The organism is Pseudomonas gingeri (assembly GCF_013386115.1).
Classification (GTDB): Bacteria; Pseudomonadota; Gammaproteobacteria; order Pseudomonadales; family Pseudomonadaceae; genus Aquipseudomonas; species Aquipseudomonas gingeri.
On the sequence record NZ_JACAOR010000014.1, the window covers coordinates 325,407 to 350,112 of the forward strand.

At 63.1% G+C, this 24,706-nt stretch carries 26 protein-coding genes; 13 read left to right on the forward strand and 13 right to left on the reverse strand.

All coding sequences use genetic code 11. From position 1 onward, the window contains the following. Nucleotides 1-12 precede the first annotated feature (12 nt). Nucleotides 13-1,593: a sensor domain-containing diguanylate cyclase gene (locus HX881_RS28195; protein WP_177087784.1), complete on the reverse strand. Its 1,581-nt coding sequence runs from the start codon at nucleotides 1,591-1,593 to the stop codon at nucleotides 13-15. 182 nt (nucleotides 1,594-1,775) lie between these two features. Here HX881_RS28195 and HX881_RS28200 point away from each other — a divergent pair, with 182 nt between their 5' ends. Continuing rightward, nucleotides 1,776-1,994, forward strand: coding sequence for a hypothetical protein (locus tag HX881_RS28200; protein WP_017124358.1), 219 nt, complete (start codon nucleotides 1,776-1,778; stop codon nucleotides 1,992-1,994). Nucleotides 1,995-2,025: 31 nt separating this feature from the next. Here HX881_RS28200 and HX881_RS28205 read toward each other — a convergent pair whose 3' ends face one another. Continuing rightward, the gene (locus HX881_RS28205; RefSeq protein ID WP_218171792.1) at nucleotides 2,026-2,874 is read right to left on the reverse strand and encodes a TylF/MycF/NovP-related O-methyltransferase; all 849 of its coding nucleotides are present in this window, start codon (nucleotides 2,872-2,874) and stop codon (nucleotides 2,026-2,028) included. A gap of 211 nt (nucleotides 2,875-3,085) precedes the next feature. Beyond that, entirely contained in the window at nucleotides 3,086-4,711 is a 1,626-nt protein-coding gene (locus HX881_RS28210; RefSeq protein ID WP_177087786.1) for an NADP-dependent glyceraldehyde-3-phosphate dehydrogenase, read from the reverse strand. 177 nt (nucleotides 4,712-4,888) lie between these two features. Here HX881_RS28210 and HX881_RS28215 point away from each other — a divergent pair, with 177 nt between their 5' ends. The 3 genes from HX881_RS28215 to HX881_RS28225 all read left to right on the forward strand — a co-directional run bounded on the left by HX881_RS28215 (nucleotide 4,889) and on the right by HX881_RS28225 (nucleotide 7,187). Continuing rightward, entirely contained in the window at nucleotides 4,889-5,518 is a 630-nt protein-coding gene (locus HX881_RS28215; protein WP_177087788.1) for a LysE family translocator, read from the forward strand. Nucleotides 5,519-5,680: 162 nt separating this feature from the next. Continuing rightward, nucleotides 5,681-6,784, forward strand: a complete 1,104-nt coding sequence (ptaA, locus tag HX881_RS28220) for a pyoverdine biosynthesis transaminase PtaA (protein WP_177087790.1) — start codon at nucleotides 5,681-5,683, stop codon at nucleotides 6,782-6,784. A 151-nt stretch (nucleotides 6,785-6,935) separates the two neighbouring features. Further along, nucleotides 6,936-7,187 carry a DUF1652 domain-containing protein gene (locus HX881_RS28225; RefSeq protein WP_017124362.1) on the forward strand — a complete coding sequence of 84 codons (252 nt, stop codon included), beginning with the start codon at nucleotides 6,936-6,938 and terminating at the stop codon, nucleotides 7,185-7,187. 21 nt (nucleotides 7,188-7,208) lie between these two features. On the opposite strand, the gene HX881_RS28230 is transcribed toward HX881_RS28225, so the two are convergent. Next, a complete protein-coding gene (locus HX881_RS28230) occupies nucleotides 7,209-7,778 on the reverse strand; it encodes a methylated-DNA--[protein]-cysteine S-methyltransferase (RefSeq protein WP_177087792.1) in 570 nt (189 codons plus the stop codon). Then, a complete protein-coding gene (folD, locus tag HX881_RS28235) occupies nucleotides 7,775-8,683 on the reverse strand; it encodes a bifunctional methylenetetrahydrofolate dehydrogenase/methenyltetrahydrofolate cyclohydrolase FolD (RefSeq protein ID WP_042934611.1) in 909 nt (302 codons plus the stop codon). The genes HX881_RS28230 and folD overlap by 4 nt, the downstream gene beginning before the upstream one ends. 264 nt (nucleotides 8,684-8,947) lie before the next feature. On the opposite strand from folD, the gene HX881_RS33075 reads away from it, so the two are divergent. Next, nucleotides 8,948-11,275, forward strand: coding sequence for an AAA family ATPase (locus HX881_RS33075; RefSeq protein WP_343054852.1), 2,328 nt, complete (start codon nucleotides 8,948-8,950; stop codon nucleotides 11,273-11,275). A gap of 3 nt (nucleotides 11,276-11,278) precedes the next feature. Beyond that, nucleotides 11,279-12,298, forward strand: coding sequence for an endonuclease (locus HX881_RS28245; protein ID WP_177087793.1), 1,020 nt, complete (start codon nucleotides 11,279-11,281; stop codon nucleotides 12,296-12,298). A gap of 19 nt (nucleotides 12,299-12,317) precedes the next feature. On the opposite strand, the gene HX881_RS28250 is transcribed toward HX881_RS28245, so the two are convergent. Then, entirely contained in the window at nucleotides 12,318-12,968 is a 651-nt protein-coding gene (locus tag HX881_RS28250) for an START domain-containing protein (protein WP_177087795.1), read from the reverse strand. Nucleotides 12,969-13,034: 66 nt separating this feature from the next. Next, nucleotides 13,035-13,979 carry a LysR family transcriptional regulator gene (locus tag HX881_RS28255; protein ID WP_177087797.1) on the reverse strand — a complete coding sequence of 315 codons (945 nt, stop codon included), beginning with the start codon at nucleotides 13,977-13,979 and terminating at the stop codon, nucleotides 13,035-13,037. Between the two features lie 110 nt (nucleotides 13,980-14,089). Between HX881_RS28255 and HX881_RS28260 the strand changes: the two genes are divergently transcribed. Continuing rightward, nucleotides 14,090-15,073, forward strand: a complete 984-nt coding sequence (locus tag HX881_RS28260) for an aldo/keto reductase (RefSeq protein ID WP_177087798.1) — start codon at nucleotides 14,090-14,092, stop codon at nucleotides 15,071-15,073. A gap of 281 nt (nucleotides 15,074-15,354) precedes the next feature. On the opposite strand, the gene HX881_RS28265 is transcribed toward HX881_RS28260, so the two are convergent. Further along, nucleotides 15,355-16,131 carry an SDR family NAD(P)-dependent oxidoreductase gene (locus HX881_RS28265; RefSeq protein WP_017125162.1) on the reverse strand — a complete coding sequence of 259 codons (777 nt, stop codon included), beginning with the start codon at nucleotides 16,129-16,131 and terminating at the stop codon, nucleotides 15,355-15,357. A 136-nt stretch (nucleotides 16,132-16,267) separates the two neighbouring features. On the opposite strand from HX881_RS28265, the gene HX881_RS28270 reads away from it, so the two are divergent. After that, nucleotides 16,268-17,191, forward strand: coding sequence for a LysR family transcriptional regulator (locus HX881_RS28270; protein WP_177087800.1), 924 nt, complete (start codon nucleotides 16,268-16,270; stop codon nucleotides 17,189-17,191). 45 nt (nucleotides 17,192-17,236) lie between these two features. Here the strand turns inward: HX881_RS28270 and HX881_RS28275 are convergent, their stop codons facing one another. Beyond that, nucleotides 17,237-17,512: a hypothetical protein gene (locus HX881_RS28275; protein WP_177087802.1), complete on the reverse strand. Its 276-nt coding sequence runs from the start codon at nucleotides 17,510-17,512 to the stop codon at nucleotides 17,237-17,239. A gap of 249 nt (nucleotides 17,513-17,761) precedes the next feature. Between HX881_RS28275 and HX881_RS28280 the strand changes: the two genes are divergently transcribed. Next, on the forward strand, nucleotides 17,762-19,018 hold the full coding sequence (locus tag HX881_RS28280; RefSeq protein WP_017125164.1) for a 3-phosphoshikimate 1-carboxyvinyltransferase: 1,257 nt from the start codon (nucleotides 17,762-17,764) through the stop codon (nucleotides 19,016-19,018). 13 nt (nucleotides 19,019-19,031) lie between these two features. Here HX881_RS28280 and HX881_RS28285 read toward each other — a convergent pair whose 3' ends face one another. Both HX881_RS28285 and HX881_RS28290 read right to left on the reverse strand, forming a co-directional pair. Next, the gene (locus tag HX881_RS28285; protein WP_017125165.1) at nucleotides 19,032-19,682 is read right to left on the reverse strand and encodes an HAD-IA family hydrolase; all 651 of its coding nucleotides are present in this window, start codon (nucleotides 19,680-19,682) and stop codon (nucleotides 19,032-19,034) included. A 167-nt stretch (nucleotides 19,683-19,849) separates the two neighbouring features. Next, the gene (locus tag HX881_RS28290; RefSeq protein WP_177087803.1) at nucleotides 19,850-20,692 is read right to left on the reverse strand and encodes an oxidoreductase; all 843 of its coding nucleotides are present in this window, start codon (nucleotides 20,690-20,692) and stop codon (nucleotides 19,850-19,852) included. A 134-nt stretch (nucleotides 20,693-20,826) separates the two neighbouring features. Between HX881_RS28290 and HX881_RS28295 the strand changes: the two genes are divergently transcribed. Continuing rightward, nucleotides 20,827-21,777 carry a LysR family transcriptional regulator gene (locus HX881_RS28295; RefSeq protein WP_017125167.1) on the forward strand — a complete coding sequence of 317 codons (951 nt, stop codon included), beginning with the start codon at nucleotides 20,827-20,829 and terminating at the stop codon, nucleotides 21,775-21,777. A 131-nt stretch (nucleotides 21,778-21,908) separates the two neighbouring features. Next, a complete protein-coding gene (locus HX881_RS28300) occupies nucleotides 21,909-22,685 on the forward strand; it encodes an alpha/beta hydrolase (protein ID WP_177087805.1) in 777 nt (258 codons plus the stop codon). A 22-nt stretch (nucleotides 22,686-22,707) separates the two neighbouring features. Here the strand turns inward: HX881_RS28300 and HX881_RS28305 are convergent, their stop codons facing one another. Further along, nucleotides 22,708-22,992 carry a hypothetical protein gene (locus tag HX881_RS28305; RefSeq protein ID WP_017125169.1) on the reverse strand — a complete coding sequence of 95 codons (285 nt, stop codon included), beginning with the start codon at nucleotides 22,990-22,992 and terminating at the stop codon, nucleotides 22,708-22,710. A 170-nt stretch (nucleotides 22,993-23,162) separates the two neighbouring features. Between HX881_RS28305 and HX881_RS28310 the strand changes: the two genes are divergently transcribed. Both HX881_RS28310 and HX881_RS28315 read left to right on the forward strand, forming a co-directional pair. Further along, the gene (locus HX881_RS28310) at nucleotides 23,163-23,366 is read left to right on the forward strand and encodes a hypothetical protein (RefSeq protein WP_017125170.1); all 204 of its coding nucleotides are present in this window, start codon (nucleotides 23,163-23,165) and stop codon (nucleotides 23,364-23,366) included. 188 nt (nucleotides 23,367-23,554) lie between these two features. Next, nucleotides 23,555-23,854: a putative quinol monooxygenase gene (locus tag HX881_RS28315; RefSeq protein ID WP_177087807.1), complete on the forward strand. Its 300-nt coding sequence runs from the start codon at nucleotides 23,555-23,557 to the stop codon at nucleotides 23,852-23,854. A 39-nt stretch (nucleotides 23,855-23,893) separates the two neighbouring features. On the opposite strand, the gene HX881_RS28320 is transcribed toward HX881_RS28315, so the two are convergent. Beyond that, nucleotides 23,894-24,706 (reverse strand): hypothetical protein, encoded by an 813-nt coding sequence (locus HX881_RS28320; RefSeq protein ID WP_177087809.1) that lies wholly within the window; start codon nucleotides 24,704-24,706, stop codon nucleotides 23,894-23,896.

The window sequence follows — 24,706 nt, forward strand, 5'->3', positions numbered from 1 at the left end:
GGGGTGTCCAGTCTATCCGTTCGCGTCGTTCGGCGGCATTCCCGGAGCGACCGATTCCACCCGGTTACGGCCGTTGCCCTTGGCCCGGTACAGGGCCCGGTCCGCTTCCTTGAGGGCCAGGGCGATGCTCTGGCGGTCCCGGGGCCAGTCGGTGACGCCGAGGGACACGGTAACCGGGATGCCGTTCGGGCTTTCGGTGTAGGCCATGGCCGCGCGCAACCGCTCGGCCACCTGGACGGCCTGGGCCAGGGGCGTGCCGGGCAGCAGCATCATGAACTCTTCACCGCCTTGGCGGCAGAGCACGTCGCTTTCCCGGGAATGGCGGCGCATCTGCTGGGCCAGGTGTTGCAGCACCAGGTCGCCGGCACTGTGCCCGTAGCTGTCGTTGACCTGCTTGAAGTGGTCGATATCCAGGGCCAGCACCGCGAACGGCTGGCGGCGGCTTTCCCAATCCTCGAGGATCAATTGCAGGCCGCGCCGGTTGGTCAGGCCGGTCAGCGGGTCGGTGACGTTTTCCTGGTTCAGCCGGCCGAGTTGCTGGTGCAGCGACAGCAGGGCCTTCTGCATGGCGTTTTTCAACTGGGCCGCCTCGTAGTACCAGGCCTTCACCTTGCTCACCGATTGCGCGGCCGTCGAGGAACCCCAGTACTGGGTGGAGTTGGCCAGTTGCCAGAGCGGCCGGGTGATCAGCGTCGAAACCCACCAGATCCCCAGCAGCGACAGCAGCAGCAACGGCACGGCGTAGCCGGCGACCTCCAGCATCAGCCGTTTCAGGCCCTCCAGGGTGATATCGGTGGGTCGTTGGCTGATCACCCCCCAACCGATCCGCGGCACAGGGGCGTAACCGGTGAGCATGTCGATGCCCTGGGAGTTGGTCAGGCGCAGGCTGCCGGTCTCGCCGGCGATCACCGCGTCGATCGCCGGATTGCCCTTGATCACGTCGCCGACCCGTGCGGGGTCCTGGTGATAGATCAGCCGGCCCTGGGTGTCGACCACGTAGAGGTAGGAACCGTCACGGTAATAATGCTCGCCCAGCAGCGAGTGCAGGATATTCGGTTCGTTGAGGTAGATCCCGGCGCCCAGGTAGCCCAGGTAATTGCCATCGCCATCGAAGATCGGATGGGAGATCTGGATCATCAGATGGTTGTTGGCGCCGATATAGGGCCTGGAAATATAGGGCTGGCGCAAGGCGCTGGCCTGGCGGAAGCCTTCGCTGGTGGAGAAGGCCCCGGTCAGGTTCATCGACAGCGGCGAGGAGGCGATGATCTTGCCATCGGCACGGATCACGATCACCGAGTTGAAACTGCCGGTCTGGCGACGCAGCCGGTGAACTTCCTGCCACAGCTGTTCCGGCTGGTTCCAGAGATCGGTGATCAGGCCCGCGCTGAAGGCCAGTTGCTGCTGGGTCGACTTGAGAAAGTTTTCCGTGGAACTGGCCAGTTTCAGGGCGTAGATCCGGTTGGCTTCCAGGGTCTGCGCCATCAGGAAGTTGCGCTGGGTCTGGTAGCTGGCGAAGAACAGGTTGCCGGCGGTCAGGGTGACGACGGAAAGCGACAGCAACAGGATCAATCGGCGGAGGTCGATACGTGGCATAGGGTTCTTATGAAGATAGGCGGGAGCGGTGGCCGAATGACCCTGGGTGCAATGATAGATCAGGGCAGGCACAGAAAATGAGTGGGTATTGTCTTCATCGGCAAAAAAACTTTATTCATGACGAACGTTTTTCCCGAATCGCCCCCTAATGTCCTGATTACTGGCCTAAAAAGGACAGCGGTATGACACTTTTCCTGATCATCGCCCTGGAGTTCGGTGCCATAGGGATCGCCATCTGGGCACTGGGACATTTCGACCGCCAGCCGGGCAGGCGCTGGGCAACGCGCCAGGCGAGCGTCAGCTGGAGCTACGGACCGGAGAGGGAAGGCTCCCTCGAACTGTTCGGGGAAGCCATCCTGGTGCTGTCGCTGATGTTGCTGGCTGTGTACCTGTGCATCTGACGCGGGCGAGGTCCGCGTTGGCGCGAGGTTTCTAGGGCTTGATCAGCAGGCCCTGGCCCGTAGGTAGGCTGGCGATGGACAGATCCATTTTGGCTGCCCACTTGTCCATGCCTTCCTTCTGCGGTTGATAACCATAGTAGGCATAGTCATCCAGCAGAATGAATGCACCCGAGACCAGGCGATCCCACAGGAACTCGATCGCTGCCACTTCGGGGATGGTGCTGTTCAGGTCGATATGCAGGAAAGCAATCTTGGTCGAGTCGATTGCCGACAGGGTTTCAGGAATGCTGCCAGGGATGATTTTCGTATTGTGCCAGTCAGAAAAGTTCTTCTTCACCGCGTCCAGGTTTGATGTATACACCCCCGACTCGACGAGTTCCGAGCTCTTTTTGGCGACTCCCCCCGTTCTTTCTTCCTCCGATAAAAAGCGCTCATCGATTCCGGAGAATGTGTCCAGGAGATAAAACATCCTGTCCGTGTTGTTCCAGTCCAGGTCATACATGATGGCTGAACTAAGGAAACCATAATTGACGCCGCACTCGACAAAGTCACCGACATACTTTGCAGCCGACCGTGCGGCCCAGAGTCCCATGTAGACCCTCCAGTACCATTTGTAATCGGTGCCAGCGGCAGCAACGCCCCGGCCATAGGCAGCCATGAACCTGTCATCGACCATGAAGTCATGATTGTGAATCGAAAGCAGGCCATCATAACTATAGTTTCCATTGGCCTTGGCATATAAGGCCCTTGATCCCTTATACGCACGGCCTTCTTTTTTTCCATAGTGTAGAAAGTGTTGCACCGGATCCATTCCGGAAACCCTTACATCATCATGCAGCTCAAGATATTTCTCAGGAGAAAAGTCGACAGGGAGTGTCATTGCTGTTCAAAGTCCATTTGATGATAGGGCAGTGTGGTTAGTATTAAAATCATGGCCATGGCATCGTCGCGATGCATGGCCAGATGCCATATGCCACACGTGTCCCTTGAGTACAACGCCCAGGATGACGCACTCGGCGTCAGGCGGTAGTCCATCCCTGGCCTGCCGGCTCGCCGAGTTTCAATAAATATGTTTCAAAAGTTTACATAGGTTAGAAAATGTAATCTGTGGTCAGGAAGCTCGACTCGCGATTGCGGATGATGTCGCTGATTAGTGCCTTGTTGTTCTCCTGGAACTTGGTCGCCACCAGCGTGCGGATCGAGAACACCCGCAAGGCGTCATGGACCGAGAGAGTGCCTTCGGCGGAGTTCTTGCGTCCGTTGAACGGGTAGGTGTCCGGGCCACGCTGGCACTGGGCATTGATATTGATCCGGCCGACCTGGTTGGCGAAAGTGTCCACCAGGCGCCCGACCTGGGTCGAATCGGTGCCGAAGAGGCTCAACTGCTGGCCGAAATCCGACTCCAGCACGTAGTCGATGACGGTTTCCAGGTCGCGGTAGGGCACGATCGGTACCACCGGTCCGAACTGTTCCTCCTGGTACACGCGCATCTGCGCATTCACCGGGTACAGCACCGCCGGGTAGAAAAACGAGGCGCGGGTCTGGCCGCCCCCGGGGTTGACCACCGTTGCACCCTTGCCCAGGGCATCGGCCACCAGGCCGTTGAGGTAGTCGACCTTGCTCGCTTCCGGCAACGGCGTCAGCGACACGCCGTTTTCCCACGGCATGCCGGGAAGCAGGCTCTGCACCTTGCGGTTGAACTTCTCGATAAAACGGTCGACCACCGCCTCGTGCACGAAGAGGATCTTCAGCGCGGTGCAGCGCTGGCCGTTGAACGACAGCGAACCGGTCACACATTCGTTGACCGCGTTGTCCAGGTCCACTTCCGGCAGCACGATCCCCGGATTCTTCGCGTCGAGGCCGAGGGCCGCGCGCAGGCGGTGGGGCTTGGGATGCAGTTTCTTCAGGTCGCTGGCGGCCTTGTTGGTGCCGATAAAGGCGAAGATATCGATCTTGCCGCTGGCCATCAGGGCACTGACGGTTTCCCGGCCGCTGCCATAGATCACGTTGATCACCCCGGCCGGGAAGCTGTCGCGGAAGGCTTCCAGCAGCGGACGGATCAACAGCACGCCGAGCTTGGCCGGCTTGAACACCACGGTGTTGCCCATGATCAGCGCCGGGATCAGGGTGGTGAAGGTTTCGTTCAGGGGATAGTTGTAGGGACCCATGCACAGCGCCACGCCCATGGGTACGCGGCGGATCTGGCCGAGGGTGTCCTGCTCCAGCTCGAAGCGGCTGGAGCGTCGGTCGAGTTCCTTGAGGGCATTGATGGTGTCGACGATGTAGTCGCAGGTGCGGTCGAATTCCTTTTCGGAATCCTTGAGGTTCTTGCCGATCTCCCACATCAGCAGCTTGACCACCGCCTCGCGCTGTTCGCGCATGCGTCGCAGGAAGGCTTCGACATGCTGGATACGTTCGGCCACGCGCATCGTCGGCCATTCGCCCTGGCCACGGTCATAGGCGCGGACCGCGGCGTCGAGGGCGGTGAGGGCGGTGTTGGCATCGAGCAGCGGCGTGCTGCCGAGGATCACTTGTTCATCGCCGTTGGCGGTGCTCAGGTACACCGGGCTGCGGACCTGCGCCAGCGGGCCGTCCCAGCTGCGCAAGGTCCCGTTGACCAGGTATTCGCGTTGCTCCAGCTGGCCTTCGAAGCGGTATTTTTCCGGAATATCCGCGGCGGCGGGAAACAGTGAATCGAGCAGCTTCTGGTCGGTCATGAGGCTATCACCCTGTCTGGTGGGAAACACGCTGAAACGCTTCAGTGCTGATCCTTGTTTTATCACGAAACAGCTTAGCCCCGTCCAGTGCAAATGACAGGATGCCGTACCCGCGGTTGATGGGCATCGGTGCAGGCCGCAGAATGGCGGCTGTTTTTCACTTTCAAGGCGACCTTCATGACGCTGACAACCCTGCTGCTGTTCCTGATCAGTTCGGCGGCGATCATCGCCATGCCTGGCCCGACGGTGTTGCTGGCCTTGCACAACGGTTCCAACCACGGCGTGCGGGCCGCGGCCTGGGGCATGGGTGGGGCGGTGCTCGCCGATGCGCTGCTGGTGACGGCCGTGGCCTGCGGCCTGGGGATCCTGCTGCAGGCCAGCGAGACGCTGTTCCAGGCGGTGAAATGGCTGGGTGCGGCTTATCTGGTCTGGCTCGGCTGGAAAATGCTGCGCTCGACCGGGTCCCTCGACGAGCTGCCGGCGGTGGATACGGAGAAGCGTTCTTCCGCGCTGTTCGTGCGCTGTTTCGTGGTGGCGCTGACCAACCCCAAGGCGCTGCTGTTCATGTCGGCGTTCCTGCCGCAGTTCATCGACAGCAGCCAACCGCAACTGCCGCAATATGCGGCTCTGGCGGCGGTGCTGACCCTGCTCAATGTCAGCATTATGCTGTTCTACGCACTGTGCGGTGCACGGCTGTTGAGTCGCTTGCAGGGCGGGCACCTGCGGGTGTTCAACCGGGTGACCGGTGGCTTGCTGATGACCCTGGGCGCGGTACTGGCGTTTTATCGGCGCGGTACGGCGTCCTGACGAGGACCTGGGCGCCAGCGCGTTTGTTGATCGCTTTCTGTAGGTTTTTTGGTACACGATTGCTGCTAAATCGTACTTTTTTCGCTTCGTCTCCCTTGGTAACAGTTTTTCACAAATGGCGTTAACGCCATCGGGTCCAACTGATCAAGGGAGAGCTTTTTCATGGTTGATATCACGCGTCGTTCGATGGTCGGGTTGATGGCGGCATTGCCATTGCTGGGTGGGGCCGGGCGGGCGTTTTCAGAGGCGCGGCCCTCTGGCGCGAAGGCTTCCAGCGAGGTCTTTCTCAACTTCAACGAAAGTCCCTGGGGCCCCGCGGACGCCGCACGACGGGCCATGGAGCAGGGTATTGCCCTGTCCGGGCGTTATCCCTACCCGTTTCAATATCAGTTGATGGCACTGCTGGCCCGGCAACTGGGCGTCGCCGAGGAAAACATCGGTATCTATGCCGGTTCCAAGGTCGCCTTGCAGCAGGCGGTGCTGGCGTTTACCGGTCCGCGCAGCCTGGTCATGGCGACACCGTCCTACGAGGCGCCACGCCTGGCCGCCGAGGCCCATCGCGCGCCCGTGCATGAGGTGCCGCTCGATGCCGGACATGCCCACGATATTGACCGGATGCTCTCGGTGGACCCGCAGTCCGGGGCTATCTATATTTGCAACCCGAACAATCCGACCGGGACGCTCACGCCCATGGCGCAGATCGAACGCCTGTTGAAGGACAAGCCCGCCGGCGCCCTGGTGGTGGTGGACGAGGCGTACATCCACTATTGCGATGCGCCCAGCTGTGTCGCGCTGGTCAAGGAACACCCGGACCTGCTGGTACTGCGCACGTTTTCCAAGATCTACGGCATGGCGGGGGCACGTCTCGGGTTTGCCGTCGGGCAACCGGCGCTGCTGGAAAAGCTGAATGTGCTCGGCGAGCAGAATGTAGCCGCTACATCGTCATTGATGGGGGCTATCGCCAGCCTGGAAGATCGTTCCTTGTTGGCCGAGCGCAAGCGCACCAACGCACGTATTCGTGATGAAAGCATGGGGTGGTTCCGCGAGCGGGGCTTCGATTGCACGGCGGCCCAGGGCAATTTCTTCATGGTCAATCTGCGTCGTCCAGCCGATGTCGTTGCCCAGGGGCTGGCCCAACGAGGCGTGCGGGTCGGACGAATCTGGAATGACTGGCCGAACTGGCTGCGTATTACCGTGGGTAATGACGATGACATGCTGCGCCTGCGCAGGGCGTTCGCCGCGGTGGCGCTGCCGGCTAAACAGTGAACCGGCTCGGACCTTGTGACGGGGTTCACATTCTTTCAATCCGGCGCAGGCATGACGTGGCCCAAAGTCGCCAGGGGCCATGCAGGTTGCCGCGGCTGGTCTACTCTGAATCGGCAAGAACGGCCTGAAGCCTCCCTCAAGGACGACTGTGATGTTTCCAGTAGACAAGCTGTGCCAGACCATCGAATCCGGTTTTCTGCCGCTGTCCTGCACTTGCACGGTCAACGGCGGCGGCGCGCTGATGATCAAGATCTTCGATCCGGTTTCCGGGCGCGTGGACCTGCAGCTCAATGGTGTCTCCACCAGCAGTTTCACCAGTGTCCGTTCGGTGGCCAACTTTATCGGTGAGCTGCGCACTGAAATGAAGGCCGGGCGCCGGGCCTTTGCCGGTAGCGTGATCTAGGCACCACCGGCATCGATCGCTTCAGAACGGCAGTTCCAGATTCGGACTCTGTGCCTTGGCACGGGGTTTCCTTGTCGTTGCCGAGTGGTTTTTCCGGGCGTTCGCCCACTGACAGCCTTCCAGTTCCAGCAACAAGGCCTTGGCCTCCAGCCCGCCGGCAAAGCCGGTGAGTTCGCCCGATGCGCCGATCACCCGGTGGCAGGGCGCGACAATCGAGATCGGGTTCTTGCCGTTGGCCGCCCCGACTGCCCGCACCGCCTTGAGCGTGCTGCCGATCTGCAGGGCGATTTCGCTGTAGGTCCGGGTTTCACCGAAGGGAATGGTCAGCAGGGCCTGCCAGACCTTTTTCTGGAACTCGGTGCCGCTGAAGTCCAGCTCCAGCTCGAAGTGGTTGCGGGTCCCGGCAAAGTACTCCGCCAGTTGCCGGGCGGTGCGGACCAGCACCGGCTTTTCCGGGTCGAGGGTCATGTCGCCCAGGCGCACGCGATTCGGCTTGTCGTCTTCCCAGAGGATCGCGGCGAGCCGTTCGCCCCTGGCGACCAGCTTCAACTGACCGACAGGCGAGGGCATCAGCAGGTAGGTGTAGTTCATGGCTGAACCGGCGCCTCGCCGAGCAGTTGCCGGCCACGTTGCAGGTGTGTGGCAATCACGGTGTTCTTCAGCAGATAGGCGATGGTCATCGGCCCGACACCGCCGGGCACCGGAGTGATGGCACTGGCCACGGTACGGGCGCTGGCGTAGTCGACATCGCCCACCAGGCGTGGCCCGGACTCGGTCTCGATACGGTTGATGCCGACATCGATGACCACCGCGCCGGGCTTGAGCCAGCCGGCATCGATCAGGTGCGGGCGGCCGACGGCGGCGACCACGATATCGGCCAGGCGACACAGCGCCGGGGCGTCGACGCTGCGCGAGTGGACTACGCTGACCGAGCAGTGGGCCTGCAGCAACAAGGTCGCCATCGGCTTGCCGACGATGTTCGACCGGCCGATGACCACCGCGTGCAGGCCACTCAGGTCGCCGCAGGTTTCCTGCAACAGGCGCATGCAGCCGCTGGGCGTGCAGGGTGTCAGCACTTCGGCGCCCTGGACCAGCCCGCCGACGTTTTCCCGGTGAAAACCGTCGACGTCCTTGATCGGGTCGATGGCGTGAATCACCGCCTGTTCCTCGATATGCGCCGGCAATGGCAGTTGCACCAGGATGCCGTTCACCAGGGGGTCGATATTCAGTTCGCCGATCAGTTTCAGCACTTCGGCCTGGGTGGTGGTGGCCGGCAGGCGATATTCGAGCGAGCGGATACCGGCCTCTTCGGCCCGCAGCAGCTTGTTGCGCACGTAGACATGACTGGCCGGATCCTCGCCGACCAGCAGCACCGCCAGGGCCGGGACAACGGCCTGCAACGCCAGGGCCGCGACATCCGCCCGGACTTCTTCGAGCACCCGGGCGGCAATGGCCTTGCCGTCGATATCGCGGGCGAGGGGAAGGGAACTGCTCATTGAATACGTCACCGTCATCTGGATAAACAGGAGATCGATCAGGGACTTGAAGGCGTGCTCAAGCCGCTGGGCAGGGGCGGGAATATAGCATCTGCGCTCCGGCGCCCAGTGTGACATAGCGCAACACATCCGGGGGCTTGTACCTGACGGCAAGCGAAGGAATCAGCGACGAAAAACGGCTCCACTTTTTGCGGCGGGCCCTATAAAGTCCCTGCTTTTTCAGGGAAGCCGCAGGGTCTTCCCGGATCGTCAGGGAGATGAGTCGTGCAGCGATTTGACCGCAGCTTTGTGCCGGTGCCGGAGATTTTTCAAGGCCCGGATTTTGCCCCCGCACGGCGCCAGCTCAGGGAGTTTTTTCTCGCCAGCCCTGAAAAGCGCGCGCAGACCCGCCTGCCCGATAGCTTCGACAACTTCAACGAAACGTCGATTCTGCTCGGCCTGCAGCGGCTGTTTCACGGTAAATGCGCCTTCTGTGAGAGTGCCGGGCAAACCGAGCCGTATCAATTTCGCCCACCGTCCAACGCAGCACCCAGCAAAGGCCAGGATTCCGCCCACCTGTATTACGCCTGGCTGCGCCATGCCTGGGAGAATATCTATCCGATATGCGCCGCCTGCATACCTGACCAGCCGCGTTTCTTCCCGGTCAAGGGCAAGCGCGCACCTTTGCCCGACAAGCAGCAACTGCTGCGTTATGAGCAGGAAAACCTCGGGCTGTGGCGTGATCATCCACCCAAGGAGAAAAACCTGCTGCTGGACCCTTGCGTTGACCATGATTTCGCCAGGCATTTCGATATTGACCTCTCCTCGGGGGAACTGGTCGGACTCAGTGCCGAAGGGCTACTGACCGCCCAGCATTTCAATCTCAACCGCTCGGCGCTGTGCGCGCAGAGAGGAACGGCTCTTCATCGCTACATGAGGACGCTGATCGAGCGCACCTTCGAGCAACTCATGAAGGGTGACTCCCTGACACATCCCGGGTATCTGGCCATTTTCGACTTTTCTGGAATGGAGTTTGGCGGCATCTGGTACCTGCTGTGCTGCCGAGTCGTTTCGGCCCTGACGCTTTCGGGGGAAAAGCCTCTTCCTGTGTCGCGGCTCAAGATCGCCGAGAGCTTCATGGTTCTGGCCCGTGACAAGCGTTTCAGTCAACGTCTCTCCCGGCTGCGGGCCTGGTATACCGATGCAAGCCTCAAAAGCGTCAGGTACGTTAGCGAGTCGTTCACGGGGGCCTCGGAGCGCTTCCCCTCGTTGCTTTCGATCCAGCTCAATCATTTCAAGGGCATTGAACAGCTCAGCCTGAACCTGCCGGTTTCCGAGCACTCACAGGGCTTTACAGGTAACGCACCACCTTTGCAGCCGGCATTGCTGATTCTCGGCGAAAACGCCGCCGGGAAAAGTTCGCTGCTGGAGGCCACCGCCCTGGCACTGTGTACGGACAAGGCCAGGGCGGAGTTGCAACTGGATGTCAGCGCGCTACCGCTGAATCCGGAATTGATGGGCGCCGCGTCGTTGCCCCAGGCGGCCTCGGCCAGTGTGACCCTCACCTTCGAGCAGGGCGTGCGCAGGACGCTGACCATTGCCGACGGCGTCTACTCGGTCGAAGGCCCGAGCCAGCTGCCGCCGGTCTTCGCCTACGGTGCCTTTCGCCAGTACCAGAAGGGCGTGCGGCGCTTCAGCGCGGCCAAGTCGATCATCAACCTGTTCCAGTCGGATGTGTTGCTGTCCAACCCCGAGAAGTGGTTGCTGAGCCTCAAGGAACCGGATTTCAAGATGGTGGTACGGGCCCTGCGGGACGTGCTGTCGATCGAAGGCGAGTTCGACGTGATGGTGCGCGACCAGGAGCGCCAGCGCTGCCTGATCGTGACCACGACCGCGGGCTGCCAGACGCGCCATGAAACGCCCCTGAGCCTGGCATCGTCGGGTTATCGTTCGATCCTGGCGATGGTCTGCGACATCATGCAGGGCCTGATGAACAGACAGGTCAACCCGTTCTTCGACACCTTGGCCACGGCCCAGGCCATCGTGCTGATCGACGAGGTCGAGGCGCACCTGCATCCGCGCTGGAAGATCCAGATCATGCGTGCCCTGCGCAGCGCGTTGCCCAAGGTCACTTTTATCGCCACCACCCACGACCCGCTGTGCCTGCGCGGCATGCAGGCCCATGAGGTGATCGTCATGCACCGGGTCGCCCGCGACTGCGATCCCCAGACCCAGTTGCCGGTCATGGTCGAGCAACTGGTCGAATTGCCCGATGTCAGCCAGTTGACCATCGAACAACTGCTGACCTCGGACTTTTTCAGCCTGACCTCTACCGACCAGCCGGGCACCGAACGCGAACTGGCGCGGTTTGCCGATATCCTCGCCGCGCGCGAGCAGAATGACCCCTTGAACGAGGCGCAACTCAAGGCCTGGGCGCGCTTCGAGCGGGATATCAGCGATGCCTTGCCGGTGGGTTCCACCGAAGTGCAACGGCTGGTGCAGGAGGCGGTGGTGGAGTACCTGAAGAACCGTCGGCAGGCGTCGAGCGCCAGGCTGGGTGAGCTGCGCAGCGCCTCCAGGCAACGTATCCTGGATATTCTGGAGTCGCTCTGAACCATGCGTGCCGTTATCCGCAAGACCGCCAAGCTGCCCGATGCCCTGTCCGGAACCGACTCGGCTGCCGCCCGTGAACTGGGCAAGTTGCAAGCTTACTTCCGCGCCCCAACGGGCAGCCCGCCGGCATTTGCGGTCTACAAGTCCGACAGTGTGAAAAAGCAGCTCGATGAGCTGTTCCATGGCAAGTGCGCCTACTGCGAAAGCTTCTTTGCCTCCACGGCGCCGGTGGATGTCGAGCATTACCGGCCCAAGGGCGCGGTGTCCGAGGAGAGCGGTCATCCGGGTTACTGGTGGCTGGCCATGGACTGGGACAACCTGCTGCCCAGTTGCATCGATTGCAACCGCAAGCGCAAGCAGGTCACGCCCAAACTGTCGGCCAAGCTGCAGACCCTGCTGGATCATCGCCAGGGTTTCAGTGAAGCGAGTGTGGTACTGACGGGGAAGAAGGACAGCTTCCCGATCCTCGGCCAGCGGGCGATGGCCGAAGGCTCCGACCTGGTCGCCGAGTACCCGCTGTTGCTTGACCCTTGTCGGGACAACCCGGACGAACACCTCAGGTTTCATATCGACCGCGAGAACCTGATCGGCCTGGTCTTGCCCAGGCCGCATCCGGGCAGCGACCTGCCGTCGCTCACCGGCACGGCCATCGATAGCCTGGTCCGGGAAGCACGGGAGACGGGACTGAGCCTCAAGGGCACGGTGTCGATCCATGTCTACGGCTTGAATCGGCTCGGCCTGGTGCAGGAGCGCACGCGCTTGCTGCGGCAACTGGAGTTCCTGGAGATGCTGGCGCTGGAAATGGGCCTGATGGCCCAGGAGCTCGACCCTGATCCGGATGTACCGATCATCGATCCGCAGGACCAGGCCCGGCGGGATCGCGATGAGCGTATCGCCAAGCGCCTGCGTTTCCTGCAGGACCAGATACTCGGCGAGATGAAGGCCATGGCGCGGCCCGAAGCGCCTTACTCGGCCATGGTCCGGGCATGGATCGAAGGGTTCAAGCAGCGCCTGGGCCACTGACCCCTTCGCTTACCGGCGGTCAGGGTGCGGTCGTTCCGGCATCCGCCGCCGCCGGGCGGATCCCTTGTCGTTCCGCCACCGCCCGCAGGGTCTTGAGGCTGATCATTGGCGCATCGACGACAAACCGGTTGGCCAGCCAGGAAGGAATGTCTCCCGCCGGCTCGGCCTGCAACTGGTAGGTCACGCGGGTTTCATTTTCGCTCCTGGGCAGCATCTTCCAGGTGCCCGTCAGCTGGCGCACACGGATGAATCCCGGCACCGCGGGGGTGTAGTCGGGCGCCGCGTCGAGGTGGCGGATCAGGCTGCCGTCGTCGTTGCGCTCGGTGTGCACATGCAACACCATGTCCCGCGGGCTGGCCGGCCAGGGCAGGTCGGTGGTCAGGTAGACCCAGGTGTCGTCGCCATCGTTTTTCAGCAGGCGCATATCGGCGCAGGCATACAGCCACTTGCAGGCCACCCGGAGGTTTTCCTGCAGGTCGCTGAGGGTGGAGACATCGGCCTTGATATCGACCTCGCCACGAAAGCTCTGGTAATGCGAACCGGGTGCCTTGCTGAGGAAGACCTGGATACCGTCTTCCTCGTGGGCCAGTTTCCAGTCGTCGGCCGCCGCCACGGCTACCGTGTTCAGGCAGGCCGCTGCCAGGGCGATCACAGCTAACAAGCTCTTCATTCGAGTCTCCAGGACCGCACGGTGGAATGTCCGCGCCTACCGAGAGCTAACACGCTAGCACGGGGATTATTCGGTGACTCTCGAAAGTGTCGGCTCGATCAGTTGCGAGCCCAGGTTCTGCAGGCGAATCATGTCCATCAACTGGCGCAGCCCCGGTTGTGACTGGCGCTGGCTGGAGTAGTACATGTACAGCGGCGCGCCGGTACAGGACCAGTGTGGCATCACTTCGCAAAGACGACCGTCGTGCAGTTCCGCGCTGACCCGGCGTTCCAGGCAGTAGGCGATGCCGATGCCGGCGAGGGCGGCGTCGATCGAGGCCTGGGTGTCGGACGCGGTAAGCATGCCGGGCACCTCGATGCGGATCTGGCGCTCGCCGTTGCCCAGTTCCCATCTGTAGGCGGTGTTGTTGCCCAGGCGCATCTTGATGCACGAATGCCGCAGCAGCTCGTCCGGCGTCTCGGGGGCCGGATAGCGGGCCAGGTAGGCGGGGGACGCGACCATCACCCAGCGCAGTTCGCCGGTCAGGGGCACCGCGATCATGTCCTGGGGCACTGTCGCGCCGTAGCGGATACCGGCGTCATAGCCTTCGGCGACGATATCCACCAGGCGGTCCTCGACCATCAGGTCCAGGTGCAACTGCGGATAGGCCGCCATGAACGGACCGAGCACCGGGCTGATCAGCAGCTTGGCCGCGTCGCGAGGGACGTTCAGGCGCAGGCGCCCGATCGGGGCGTGGCGATACAGGTCCAGCTCGTCGAGGGCACCCTGGATGGTCTCGAAACCCTGCGCCAGTTTCTGCGCCAGCAGGGCGCCGGCGTCGGTCGGTTCCACCGAGCGGCTGTTGCGGTTGAGCAGCTTGACTCCCAGGCGGGTTTCCAGATTGCGCATGGTGTGGCTCAGCGCGGAGGTAGTGACCCCCAGTTCATGGGCTGCCTGGCGAAAGCTGCGGCGACGGATGATCGCCATGAAGACATTGAGGTCCGCCAGTTCGGAGCGGTTGAATCCGGCCATCTCGAGGATTTTCCAGGGCAAGTCGGGTTAACGGGGTGTTGAGCCCTATTCAACCATGGATGACCTAGAGTAACTGACCTTTCTTCCCTTCGACTCAGACAGAGGTTTTCATGAGCATCGAACACATCAGCATTGCCGGTATCGACAAGCCGGTTTCGCGCATCGCCCTGGGCACCTGGTCCATGGGCGGCTGGATGTGGGGTGGCGCCGACGACGCCGTGTCCATCCAGACCATTCGCCACGCCCTCGACAGCGGCATCAACCTGATCGATACCGCGCCGGTCTATGGCAAGGGGCATTCCGAGCTCCTGATCGGCAAGGCGCTGGCGGGTGTGCGGCACCAGGCCGTGATCGCCACCAAGGCCGGCTTGCAGTGGGACGATGGATCGGTGCGACGCAACGCCACGGCCAGACGGATTCGCCATGAGGTCGAAGACTCGCTGCGTCGCCTGGACACCGACTATATCGACCTGTACCAGATCCACTGGCCCGATCCGCTGGTGGCTCAGGAGGAAACCGCCGGGGAACTGGAAAAGCTCCGTCAGGAAGGCAAGATCCTTGCGGTCGGCGTCAGCAACTATTCGCCGGCGCAGATGGACGAGTTCCGCGAGTACACCGCCCTGGCCAGCGTGCAGCCGCCCTATAACCTGTTCGAGCGGGCGATCGACAGCGATATCCTGCCATATGCCAGGCAGCATGAAATGGTCGTGCTGGCCTACGGTTCGTTGTGCCGGGGGCTGTTGACGGGCTCGATGAGTCCTTCGACGGCATTCGGCAGTGACGACATCCGTGGCGCCGATCCGAAATTCCGTGCTCCGCGCTTCGAACAGTACCTGGCCGCCGTGGCGGCGCTGGATCTGTTCGCCCGCGAGCGGTACGACAAATCGGTGCTGGCCCTGGCCCTGCGCTGGGTACTCGACCAGGGCCCGATCATCGCCCTGTGGGGCGCCCGCAAGCCGGAGCAACTGAAGGGCTTTGAAGAGGCATTCGGCTGGAGCCTGTCGGCCGATGACCTGAAGCAGATCGACCAGATCCTGCTCAACACCATCAAGGACCCGGTAGGCCCCGAGTTCATGGCGCCGGGCACGCGCTGAGGACAGATGCGCGCCGCCTGTGCCGGCCTCTTCGTGGGCAAGCCCACTCCCACAGTTTTGTGCCCTGCGCAATTGCTGTAGGGGCGAGCGTTGCCTGTGCCGGCCTCTTCGTGGGCAAGCCCACTCCCACAGTTTTTGTGTCCTGCGCAATTGCTGTAGGCGCGCGCGTTGCCTAAGCCCACTCCCACAGTTTTGTGCCCTGCGCAATTACCGTGGGAGCGAGCTTGCCCGCGAAAGGGCCCTTGAGTTCACCGAAGATCTCGCTGGCACGCCAAGGTCGGTCAGGCCACCGAGTACCCTCCGTCGGCCAGCAGCGCATGGCCGGAGATATAGGTGGAGTCCTCGGAACCGAGGAATGCCACCACCGTGGCCATTTCCTCGGCGGTGCCGAAACGACCGGCTGGCGTAGCGGCGGCGAAAGCCTGCTGGGCCTCCACCGACGGCCAGATCCCGCGATGATGGAGCGGCGTCTCGATCAGCCCCGGACACAGGGCGTTGACTCGTACTCCATGCTTGAACCATTCGATGGACGCGGTCCTGGTCATGCCGACCACCGCGTGCTTGGTGGCGATGTACAGCGAAGCATTTTCAAAGCCGATCACGCCGCCCATGGAGGCGTTGTTGATGATGCTGCCAAAGCCCTGTTCAAGCATGACCCGGGCTTCGTACTTCATGCAGTTGAAGACGCCCCGCACATTGGGCTCGAAGACCAGGTCGAAGCGTTCCCCATCCTGCTCCAGCAAGGGCGCGAAGACACCTTCGGTGCCGGCATTGTTGAAAGCGATATCCAGGCGGCCATAGGTGTCCACGGCAAAGCGGACCATCGCCTCGATATCTGCTTCCCGGGTCACGTCGACAATGATCGATTCGGCCATGCCGCCGTGGGCGCGGATGATCTTCACCACTTCGTCCAGCTCGCCCTGGCGGCGGGCCGCGGCGATGACCCGGGCACCCCGTCGTGCCAGGACAATGGCGGCGGCCCGGCCGATGCCGGAACTGGCACCGGTGATCAGGGCGACTTTGCCTTCGAGTTGAAGCGGGTTGTGTGCAGTGCTCATGGCTTTCTCCGACAGTGGAAACAAGGTGTGGAGAAAGCCTACGGCTTCGAGCCCCTGGCGATAATCGGGGTAATTGTTGTTCGGCTATGAACCAGAGGTTCATAATGGATCCCTGATCCAAGGGAGATACCGCGCCGTGAATCCATCGAGTCATCCCGCCAGCGGGGTTCACCTGCCGGGCCTGATCGCCTTTGAAGCCGTTGCCCGGCACCTGAGCTTTTCCAGGGCCGCCGCCGAGTTGCAGGTGTCGCCCACGGCGATGTCCAAGACGATCAACCAGCTGGAACGGCGCCTGTCCATGCGCCTGTTCAACCGCACCACCCGCAGCGTGCAGTTGACCGAGGCGGGCCAGCAGTTGCTGCAATCCCTGGCGCCGGCGCTGGAGCAGATCCGCGGGGCGGTGCTGAGCATTGCCGAGGCCACCGGCAAACCCTCCGGGCTGTTGCGGATCAACACTTCCCATGTCGGTTACGGGCGGGTGATCGAGCCCTATTTGCCGGCCTTTCTCGAGCAGTACCCGCAGATCATCGTCGATGTCGCCCTCGACAACGGTTTCAGCGATATCGTCGGCGCGGGGTTTGATGTCGGGCTGCGCCTGGGCCATGCGTTGCACAACGACATGATCGCGGTCCCGGTGGGCGGCCCGCAGCAACTGATCGTCGTGGGAGCGCCAGCGTACCTGCAACGCTTTGGTACACCGGCAGCGCTGGTCGATCTGTTGCAGCACCGTTGTATCCGCCAGCGACTGGTGAGCAGCTCGCGCCTGCTGGACTGGGATTTCAGCGTCGAGGGCCGGCACACGCGGATCGAGGTCAATGGCGGGCTGATCGTCGATGAGATGCAGGCGGCGTTGTCCGCCGCACTGCGTGGTCATGGGCTGGCCTATGTCTTCGCGTCCCTGGCGGCCGGGCCGATAGCGGCTGGAGCACTGGTGCCGCTGTTCGAACGCTGTTCGCCGGACAGTGAGATCTTTCATCTGTATTACCCCAATCGGGCACAGATGCCGGGCAAGTTGCGGGCCTTTATCGACTTTATCCAGGCGGCGAACCGGGCGACCTGAATATTGCCCGGCGGCGACAATGCTTGTAGAACGCTTGCGGCTTGCTTATCGGCAACTGGCCACTGTCACTTTGCAGGTCGCTGGCGTGCCGCCTGATTCCGCCGCGTAGCGCCGACAGTTGCTCAGGGATTTTACGCTGGCCGAGCCGATGCTCGACCCCCAGGCGAGTCCGCCGACCCCGACCGTTGGCACGGCCTTGGCGTAGCATGGGTCCCCGTTGACCGGGGTTTGCGGGCGCTTGCCGGAGCAGCCGGCGATCATCGAAACAACGACGGTCAGCAGGAGCAAGGGCAGGAGGCGTCGCGGGAGGTGGTTGGTCATGGCAGGTTCGATATCGAGGAGTGGGGCCCATCCATTGTCTCCCCTTATCAGGGAAGCGCAAGGCCTGCTTGAACGAATCGGCCTGTAGCCAGCGCATTGCCAGGGTCGCCGTCACTCGTGCCGCGCATGCACGGGGTCGCGCCAGATGACGGAAACGGATGATCCACGGGGCGCATTAATGGCATCATGGCGGACTGTCGAGGCGCACGAACCTGTGCGCTTATCTTTCGAGCCTGGAGAGTTGATTAAATGGCTGTGCAGCAAACCGTCACCGTGATCCCGCCGAATGCATCCCTGAACGGAAAGGTGACGCCGCCCGGCTCCAAGTCGATCACCAACCGGGCTCTGCTGCTCGCGGCCCTGGCCAAGGGCACCAGCCGTCTGTCCGGCGCGCTGAAAAGCGATGACACGCGACACATGTCCAATGCCCTGCGGCAAATGGGCGTGACCATCAGCGAGCCGGACGACACGACATTCGTGGTCACCGGCAGCGGCCAGTTGCAGGTCCCCGAGCAGCCCCTGTTCCTCGGCAATGCCGGGACCGCGGTGCGTTTCCTGACCGCCGCGGTGGGTACCGTCAATGGCACCGTGGTGCTGGACGGCGACCACTACATGCAGAAACGCCCGATCGGCCCGCTGCTCGACGCCCTGCGTCGCGGTGGCCTGGATGTCGAGAGCGCCACCGGTTGCCCACCGGTGACCGTGCGTGGCACCGGCCGGGTCCAGGCGCGCCGGTTCGAGATCGACGGTGGCCTGTCGAGCCAGTACGTGTCGGCATTGCTGATGCTGGCGGCTTGTGGCCAGGAGCCCGTGGAAGTCGCGCTGACCGGCAAGGATATCGGCGCCCGCGGTTATGTCGACCTGACCATCGCCTGCATGCGGGCCTTCGGGGCCCAGGTGGAAGTCCTCGACGAGACCCTGTGGCGTGTCTCGGCCACTGGCTACACCGCCTGTGATTATCAGGTCGAGCCGGATGCATCGGCGGCGACCTACCTGTGGGCGGCCGAGGCGCTGACCGCGGGACGGATCGACCTGGGCGTGGCGGGCGAGGATTTCACCCAGCCGGATGCCAAGGCCCTGGAAGTGATCCAGCAGTTTCCGAACATGCCGGCAGTGATCAACGGCTCGCAGATGCAGGACGCGATTCCGACCCTGGCGGTGCTGGCGGCGTTCAACCGCACGCCAGTACGTTTTGTCGAGCTGGCGAACTTGCGGGTCAAGGAGTGCGATCGGGTCCAGGCGTTGTTCGACGGCCTGAACGAAATCCGTTCCGGGCTGGCGGCGGTGGAGGGCGACGATTTGCTGGTGGCTGCCGATCCGGCGCTGGCGGGCACGACCTGCAACGCGTTGATCGATACCCACTCCGACCACCGCATTGCCATGTGCTTTGCCCTGGCGGGCCTGAAGGTCGCCGGTATCCGTATCCAGGATCCGGACTGCGTCGCCAAGACCTACCCGGACTACTGGAAGGCCCTGGCGTCGCTGGGCGTGCAATACGCTTCCTGAGGCAGGCGGCTGATCAGGCCTGGAGCAGAGCCAGGCCCTGGTCGTTGCTGTCGATCGTCACCCGGCGATAATCCTCCAGCGTCGGGTGCGGGGTTTGCAACGGGTGACCGTGGGTCGCACTGATGACCACCACCGGGATCCCGGCCGCTTCCGCGGCGCCGATGCCGGCCGGCGCATCTTCGAAAATCAGACATTGCGCGGGGGCCACGCCCAGGCGTTGCGCGGCCAGCAGGTAGCCGTCCGGTGCCGGTTTACCACGGCTCACGTCTTCGGCGCTGATCACCAGGTCGGGCAGGGCGATGCCGGCGGCGGCCATGCGGCTCTCTGCCAGGGCGCGCGGAGCCGAGGTCACCACGGCCCAGCGGTGCGGCGGCAGGGCCTTGAGAAAAGCCAGCGCGCCGTCGATGGCGACCACGCCTTCGACGTCGTCGATCTCGGCCTGGGAGATGGCGGCGGCTTCGCGCTCGGCGTCGACTCCCGGCAGGTTCTGGCGGCGCACGGTGTCGATGCTGCGCACGCCATGGATGGTCGGCAGGAACGCCTCGACATCCAGGCCGTGACGCCGTGCCCAGTTGCTCCAGACGCGCTCGGCGGCGGCGATCGAGTTGAGCAATGTCCCGTCCATATCGAACAGAAACGCCGCGAAGCGCTGACCTTCAAACATGGCGTGTCCCCCTTCGGGTAAAGAGGCCATGCTAGCACGGGAGATGGATGATCGTTCCCACGGTCCCCGTGGGAATGTCTCTCCGGACGCTCTGCGTCCGCTGTTGTCACGCGGAGCGTCACGGGCGGCATTCCCACGCAGGACGTGGAAACGGTCACGGATGGATATCAGTCGAAGTGGGTGCTCAGCGAGAGCGCTTCCCACTGCTTGATTTCCGCCAGATGAGCTTCGAGCTTGGCCCTGACGAACTGCACCGCATCCTGCCCGAGCAGCAGGTGTACCGGTGGCTCGGCGGACTCGACCACGGCCATCATCGCCAGCGCCGCCTTGGCCGGATCGCCGACCTGGTTGCCGCTGCGTTGCCGGCGGGTTTCGCGCAGGACATCGAAGGAGGCGTCGTAGTCGGCGATGCTGCGTTCGGCGCGAACCATCGAGCGGCCGGCCCAGTCGGTGCGGAACGCCCCCGGCTCGATGGCGGTGACAAAGATGCCGAATGGCCTGACTTCCTTGCCCAGTGCTTCAGAGATACCTTCCAGGGCGAATTTGCTGCCGTGGTAGTAACCCAGGCCGGGGAAGGTGGTGATGCCGCCCATGGAGGTGACGTTGAGGATATGCCCGCGACGGCGCTCGCGCATGAACGGCAACACCGCCTTGGTCACCGCCACCGCACCGAACACATTGACTTCGAATTGCTGGCGCAGGTCTTCCAGCGGCGACTCTTCGACCGGCCCTTCATGGCCATAGCCGGCGTTGTTCACCAGTACGTCGATCGCGCCGATCCGCGCTTCGATATCCGCCACCACCGCCGGCACGACGGCCGTGTCGGTGACGTCCAGCAACTGCCCGAACGACAGGCCCGGACGGCTGTTTTCAAAGGCCAGGCGCGCCGCTTCGTTGCGCAGGGTGCCCACCACCCGATGGCCGGCGGCGAGCAACGCTTCGGCCAGGGCCTTGCCGAAACCCGAGCTGACGCCCGTGATAAACCAGGTTTTTTGCGTGAACTGAGTCATGGTGCATCCTCCAGGGAACAGACCTGCAGTTCACCCCATCGACACTCTTCAGACAATCCACTCAATACTGGCAGGGCTATTAAGTCAGGGTTCATAATAAGCGCCGATGTCGACTATTCAATGAGGAAGGTGCCATGCGTCAGGATCAACTCGATGGGCTGGTGACCTTTGTCCATGTGGCCGAACTTTCCAGCTTCACGGCGGCGGCGACCCGCCTCGGAGTCAGTCCGTCGGCGGTCAGCCAGGTCATTCGCAATCTGGAGCAGCGCCTGGGCATCGCCTTGTTCAATCGCACCACCCGCAGCGTGGCCCTGAGCGAGGCGGGCGTGCGCTTCCTGGAGCGGGTGATGCCGGCGGTCAGGGAACTCAGCGCGGCCGCCGAGGAACTGGGTGACAGCAGCGGCCAGCCCTCGGGACTGCTGCGGTTGAATGTGCCACGGTCGGCCTACCTGACAGTATTGCAACCGATCCTCAAGGGCTTTCTCGACGCCTATCCGGAGATCGACCTGGAGATCAGCCTGGAAAACTCCCTGGTGGATATCGTGCGCCAGGGTTATGACTGCGGTATCCGGTTTGGCGGGCATGTCGAGCAGGACATGGTGGCCGTGAGGATCGGTCCGCCGCTGGCGGTGCATGTGGTGGCGTCGCCGACCTATCTGGAGCAGCACGGTATTCCCCTGCATCCGCGGGAGCTGGTCGGGCACCCATGTTTCGGTTTCCGCCCGTCCGGCAGCGGTGTGGTTGAGCGCTGGGCCTTCGGCAAGGACGGCGAAAACCTGCAGATCGCCGTCAATGGCCGGCTGATCGTCAATGATTCCGGCGTGCTGGTGCAGTCGGCGCTGGACGGCCAGGGCATCGCCTACATGGTCAACGGCTATATCGAGCCGTTCCTGGCCGACGGTCGCCTGGTCCGGCTGCTGGCGGACTGGAGCCCGACGCTGCCCAGCTACACCCTGTACTATCCGGATCGCCGCCAGGGCACCCGCAAGCTGCGGGCGCTGATCGATTATCTGAAAGCGGTGGACTGGACACAGACCCAGGGTTGCAGCGCTCTGCTGCGGACCGATGCACGCCCGGCAGGCTGAATCCGGGTTATTTTTCAGGGGGCACTGGAATAAACCCGGCGCTCGTTCGTCGGACTCGGGCAAACCACTCTGACACAGCAGGAACGTCGCTCAGGCGCCCTGAAACCCGATCCCCTTGCGAGATGAGCCCGATGAATCTTTCCAAAGCCCGTTCCCTGTTTGCCGCCGCATCCCTGGCTTTCCTGGCCGCCGGCACTGCCAGCGCCGCCCCGGCCGCGCCGATCCACAATATCGTGCTGGTGCACGGGGCTTTTGTTACCGGCGCCGGTTGGAAACCAGTCTACGACATCCTGGTCAAGGACGGTTACCACGTATCGATCGCCCAGCATCCCCTGACCGGTTTCAGCGATGACGTGACCGCGGTCAAGCGCATTCTGGCGATGCAGGACGGCCCGACCATCCTGGTCGGCCACAGCTATGGCGGTGCGGTGATTTCCGATGCCGGTACCGATGAGCATGTGGCGGGCCTGGTCTATATCGCCGCCCACGCCCTGGATATCGGTGAGACCGAGGCCGCCAACGGCAAGCTCTATCCCAACGCCACCAAGGCGGTGAAGAAGACCGCGGATGGTTTCCTCTACCTCGATCCGGCGTTCTACCCGGCCGATTTCGCCGCTGACCTGCCCAAGGCCCAGGCCGAGTTCGAAGCCAATGCCCAGGCGCTGACTTCAGCGTCGGTGTTCACCACCGCCGCCACCTCGGCTGCCTGGAAAACCAAGCCGAGCTGGTACGCGGTAGCCAAGTCGGACCGGATCATCAACCCGGACCTGGAGCGCATGTACGCCAAGCGCGCCAACAGCCACACCATTGAAATCGCCGGTGCCAGCCATGCGGTCTACGAGTCGCATCCGAAGGAAGTGGCCGCCCTGATCGAGCAGGCGGCCAAGCACGCCCTGGACGCCAAATAGGTCGTCGGGGTTGCCGGGCGGGCTAGACGAAAGCCTGTCCGGTAAACCCGCGAGGCAGGCGCTGACGACCGGGCAGGGCGGTCAGGCGCTGGACCCAGGCCGCGCGCCAGTCGTTGGCGGTGTGCTGGGTCTTGGCCTTGCGCGCCGCCCGGCGCGCGGCGTTGCGCTGGTCCTTGCGGGTGGCCTTGAAGGCGTCGGTATTGCGGCAACTGCGGCATTTCACGCGGGCCAGTTCGGTGCTGGACAGCAGATTGTCGCCGTGGCGACCGCAGGCCAGATGCCCGTCGGTCTTGAAGTGGGTAATCATGGTTATTCTCCTCGGGACCGTCAGGGGCCCCTGTAAACGGTGGACGTGCGCACCCGGCAGATCGTTCAATCCATTTACCTGGCTGTCGCCCCGGCGGCAGGTCGTTCGCGTTTTGCCTACACTGGAGATTCAACGCCCGGACGGTCCGGGCATCCTGATGCGAGGTGCGTATGGATACCCAGCCTGCTTCCCTGGTCGAGCCGTTTGCGCGGTGGCCCTTCAGTGCCATGCCCTGGCGCGAGGTGCCCGTGCCGCAGGAGGACGAACTCGGCGAAGACGACACCCCCGATGAACCCCCACCGCAAACCTGGAAGCACCCCGACGATGGCAAGGAGATGCCGGAGCGCGACCGGGAAACACCGCTGAAACCCTGAATTCGCCGGGGCCTGCCGCTGCCCGTCCATGCGATGGGCAGCGCTGTTCCGGGGGGCTGCCTGCCCCGACCTGATCCGTGCGCAGTAGCGATCCAGAGCCTTTCGCCCTTGCTGACCGACGGCAGAGGGATCATGATCGCGGTCCCGATAGCCTTCGCCGTTCAAGGCCACTTTCAGGTAGAAAACCGATGAATCATGAAATTCGTGTCGTTGCCATTCTTCAAGCCAAGCCGGGCAAGGCCCGCGAACTGGAAGCCGCGCTGAAGGCCGTCGTGGTGCCCTCGCGCGCCGAACCCGGTTGCCGTGAATACGTCCTGCATGTCGACCAGGAAAATGCCGAGCGTTTCGTTTTCGTCGAGCGCTGGACCGATATGGCCGCGATCGAACACCACCGCGATACCAAGCACTACAAGGCGCTGGGTGCTGCAGTGGCCGACCTGGTTCTGAGCCGGCAAGTCCTGCTGATGGACGAGGTTCCAGGGCAGTAACGCCGGCATGCAGGGAGGCCTCCCTGCCTCCCTGTGATCTCAGAACCGCAAGGTCGCGCCAGTGGTGAACCACTGGTCGCGATCACCGTTCAGGTGCCGCCCGACCACCAGGTCGATATCGAGCTTCTCGCCGAGATGCAGGCGCGGTCCGGCCTGCCAACCCTGGTCACCATGCTGCTGCCCGAAACGCTCGGCCACCAGCGTCAGTGAACGAGCTACGTCATATTCCACACCGGTCCCCCAGGTCAGGGCGTGATTCTGTTCGCCATCGTCGTAGGCCTGGGTCCAGCCGCCGCTGACGGTCAGGCGTAGCGGATCGATAGGCTGGTAGGTCAGCGGCACGTTCAGGTCGACGCCGTCGAAAGCGTGTCGACGGGCCGTGGCGAAGTGCAGCGCTGCCGACAGCGCGGCTTCCAGGCCAAGGTCGGTCCGGCTGAGCAGGGCGGTCTTGAGGTGTGGGCTGAGCAGTGTCTGGTGCTGGCCGTCGTCGCGACTGCGATTGATATCGGCACCCAGTTGCAGTCCGGGCAGGCTGCTGGGCGTGCAGTCCTGGGACAGCACGGTTTCCCCGCTCGATGCGTGGTGCCGGCCGCTCTTGTACCAGGTGTCGATATTGCATTCTCCAGGGGCGTTGATGCCGCCGTCGTCGACCACATAGGAGCCACCCGCGGCCTGGGCCTTGGAGTAGATCGACAGCAGCGCGAAGGTGCCGAGGGTCGCACCGACGAACAGCAGGGTGCGGCGCAGGGTGCGTTGCCGGGCGCGGGGCAGCGCCTGATAGAGGGACGTGTATTGGCCGGTGCGGGGCGGGCGCCCGCTCGGCGTGCCGCGGCGAGCGTTGTGCTTTTGCAT

Coding starts and splice junctions, on each gene's coding strand:
- HX881_RS28225 (WP_017124362.1), top strand. CDS start 6,936: ATGTTTCCAGTAGACAAGCTGTGCCAGACCATCGAATCCGGTTTTCTG.
- HX881_RS28290 (WP_177087803.1), bottom strand. CDS start 20,692: ATGACTCAGTTCACGCAAAAAACCTGGTTTATCACGGGCGTCAGCTCG.
- HX881_RS28280 (WP_017125164.1), top strand. CDS start 17,762: ATGGCTGTGCAGCAAACCGTCACCGTGATCCCGCCGAATGCATCCCTG.
- HX881_RS28230 (WP_177087792.1), bottom strand. CDS start 7,778: ATGAACTACACCTACCTGCTGATGCCCTCGCCTGTCGGTCAGTTGAAG.
- HX881_RS28250 (WP_177087795.1), bottom strand. CDS start 12,968: ATGAAGAGCTTGTTAGCTGTGATCGCCCTGGCAGCGGCCTGCCTGAAC.
- HX881_RS28315 (WP_177087807.1), top strand. CDS start 23,555: ATGAATCATGAAATTCGTGTCGTTGCCATTCTTCAAGCCAAGCCGGGC.
- HX881_RS28275 (WP_177087802.1), bottom strand. CDS start 17,512: ATGACCAACCACCTCCCGCGACGCCTCCTGCCCTTGCTCCTGCTGACC.
- HX881_RS28260 (WP_177087798.1), top strand. CDS start 14,090: ATGAGCATCGAACACATCAGCATTGCCGGTATCGACAAGCCGGTTTCG.
- HX881_RS28200 (WP_017124358.1), top strand. CDS start 1,776: ATGACACTTTTCCTGATCATCGCCCTGGAGTTCGGTGCCATAGGGATC.
- HX881_RS28210 (WP_177087786.1), bottom strand. CDS start 4,711: ATGACCGACCAGAAGCTGCTCGATTCACTGTTTCCCGCCGCCGCGGAT.
- HX881_RS28320 (WP_177087809.1), bottom strand. CDS start 24,706: ATGCAAAAGCACAACGCTCGCCGCGGCACGCCGAGCGGGCGCCCGCCC.
- HX881_RS28310 (WP_017125170.1), top strand. CDS start 23,163: ATGGATACCCAGCCTGCTTCCCTGGTCGAGCCGTTTGCGCGGTGGCCC.
- HX881_RS28245 (WP_177087793.1), top strand. CDS start 11,279: ATGCGTGCCGTTATCCGCAAGACCGCCAAGCTGCCCGATGCCCTGTCC.
- HX881_RS28305 (WP_017125169.1), bottom strand. CDS start 22,992: ATGATTACCCACTTCAAGACCGACGGGCATCTGGCCTGCGGTCGCCAC.
- HX881_RS28215 (WP_177087788.1), top strand. CDS start 4,889: ATGACGCTGACAACCCTGCTGCTGTTCCTGATCAGTTCGGCGGCGATC.
- ptaA (WP_177087790.1), top strand. CDS start 5,681: ATGGTTGATATCACGCGTCGTTCGATGGTCGGGTTGATGGCGGCATTG.
- folD (WP_042934611.1), bottom strand. CDS start 8,683: ATGAGCAGTTCCCTTCCCCTCGCCCGCGATATCGACGGCAAGGCCATT.
- HX881_RS28285 (WP_017125165.1), bottom strand. CDS start 19,682: ATGTTTGAAGGTCAGCGCTTCGCGGCGTTTCTGTTCGATATGGACGGG.
- HX881_RS28195 (WP_177087784.1), bottom strand. CDS start 1,593: ATGCCACGTATCGACCTCCGCCGATTGATCCTGTTGCTGTCGCTTTCC.
- HX881_RS28255 (WP_177087797.1), bottom strand. CDS start 13,979: ATGGCCGGATTCAACCGCTCCGAACTGGCGGACCTCAATGTCTTCATG.
- HX881_RS28205 (WP_218171792.1), bottom strand. CDS start 2,874: ATGACACTCCCTGTCGACTTTTCTCCTGAGAAATATCTTGAGCTGCAT.
- HX881_RS28300 (WP_177087805.1), top strand. CDS start 21,909: ATGAATCTTTCCAAAGCCCGTTCCCTGTTTGCCGCCGCATCCCTGGCT.
- HX881_RS28265 (WP_017125162.1), bottom strand. CDS start 16,131: ATGAGCACTGCACACAACCCGCTTCAACTCGAAGGCAAAGTCGCCCTG.
- HX881_RS28295 (WP_017125167.1), top strand. CDS start 20,827: ATGCGTCAGGATCAACTCGATGGGCTGGTGACCTTTGTCCATGTGGCC.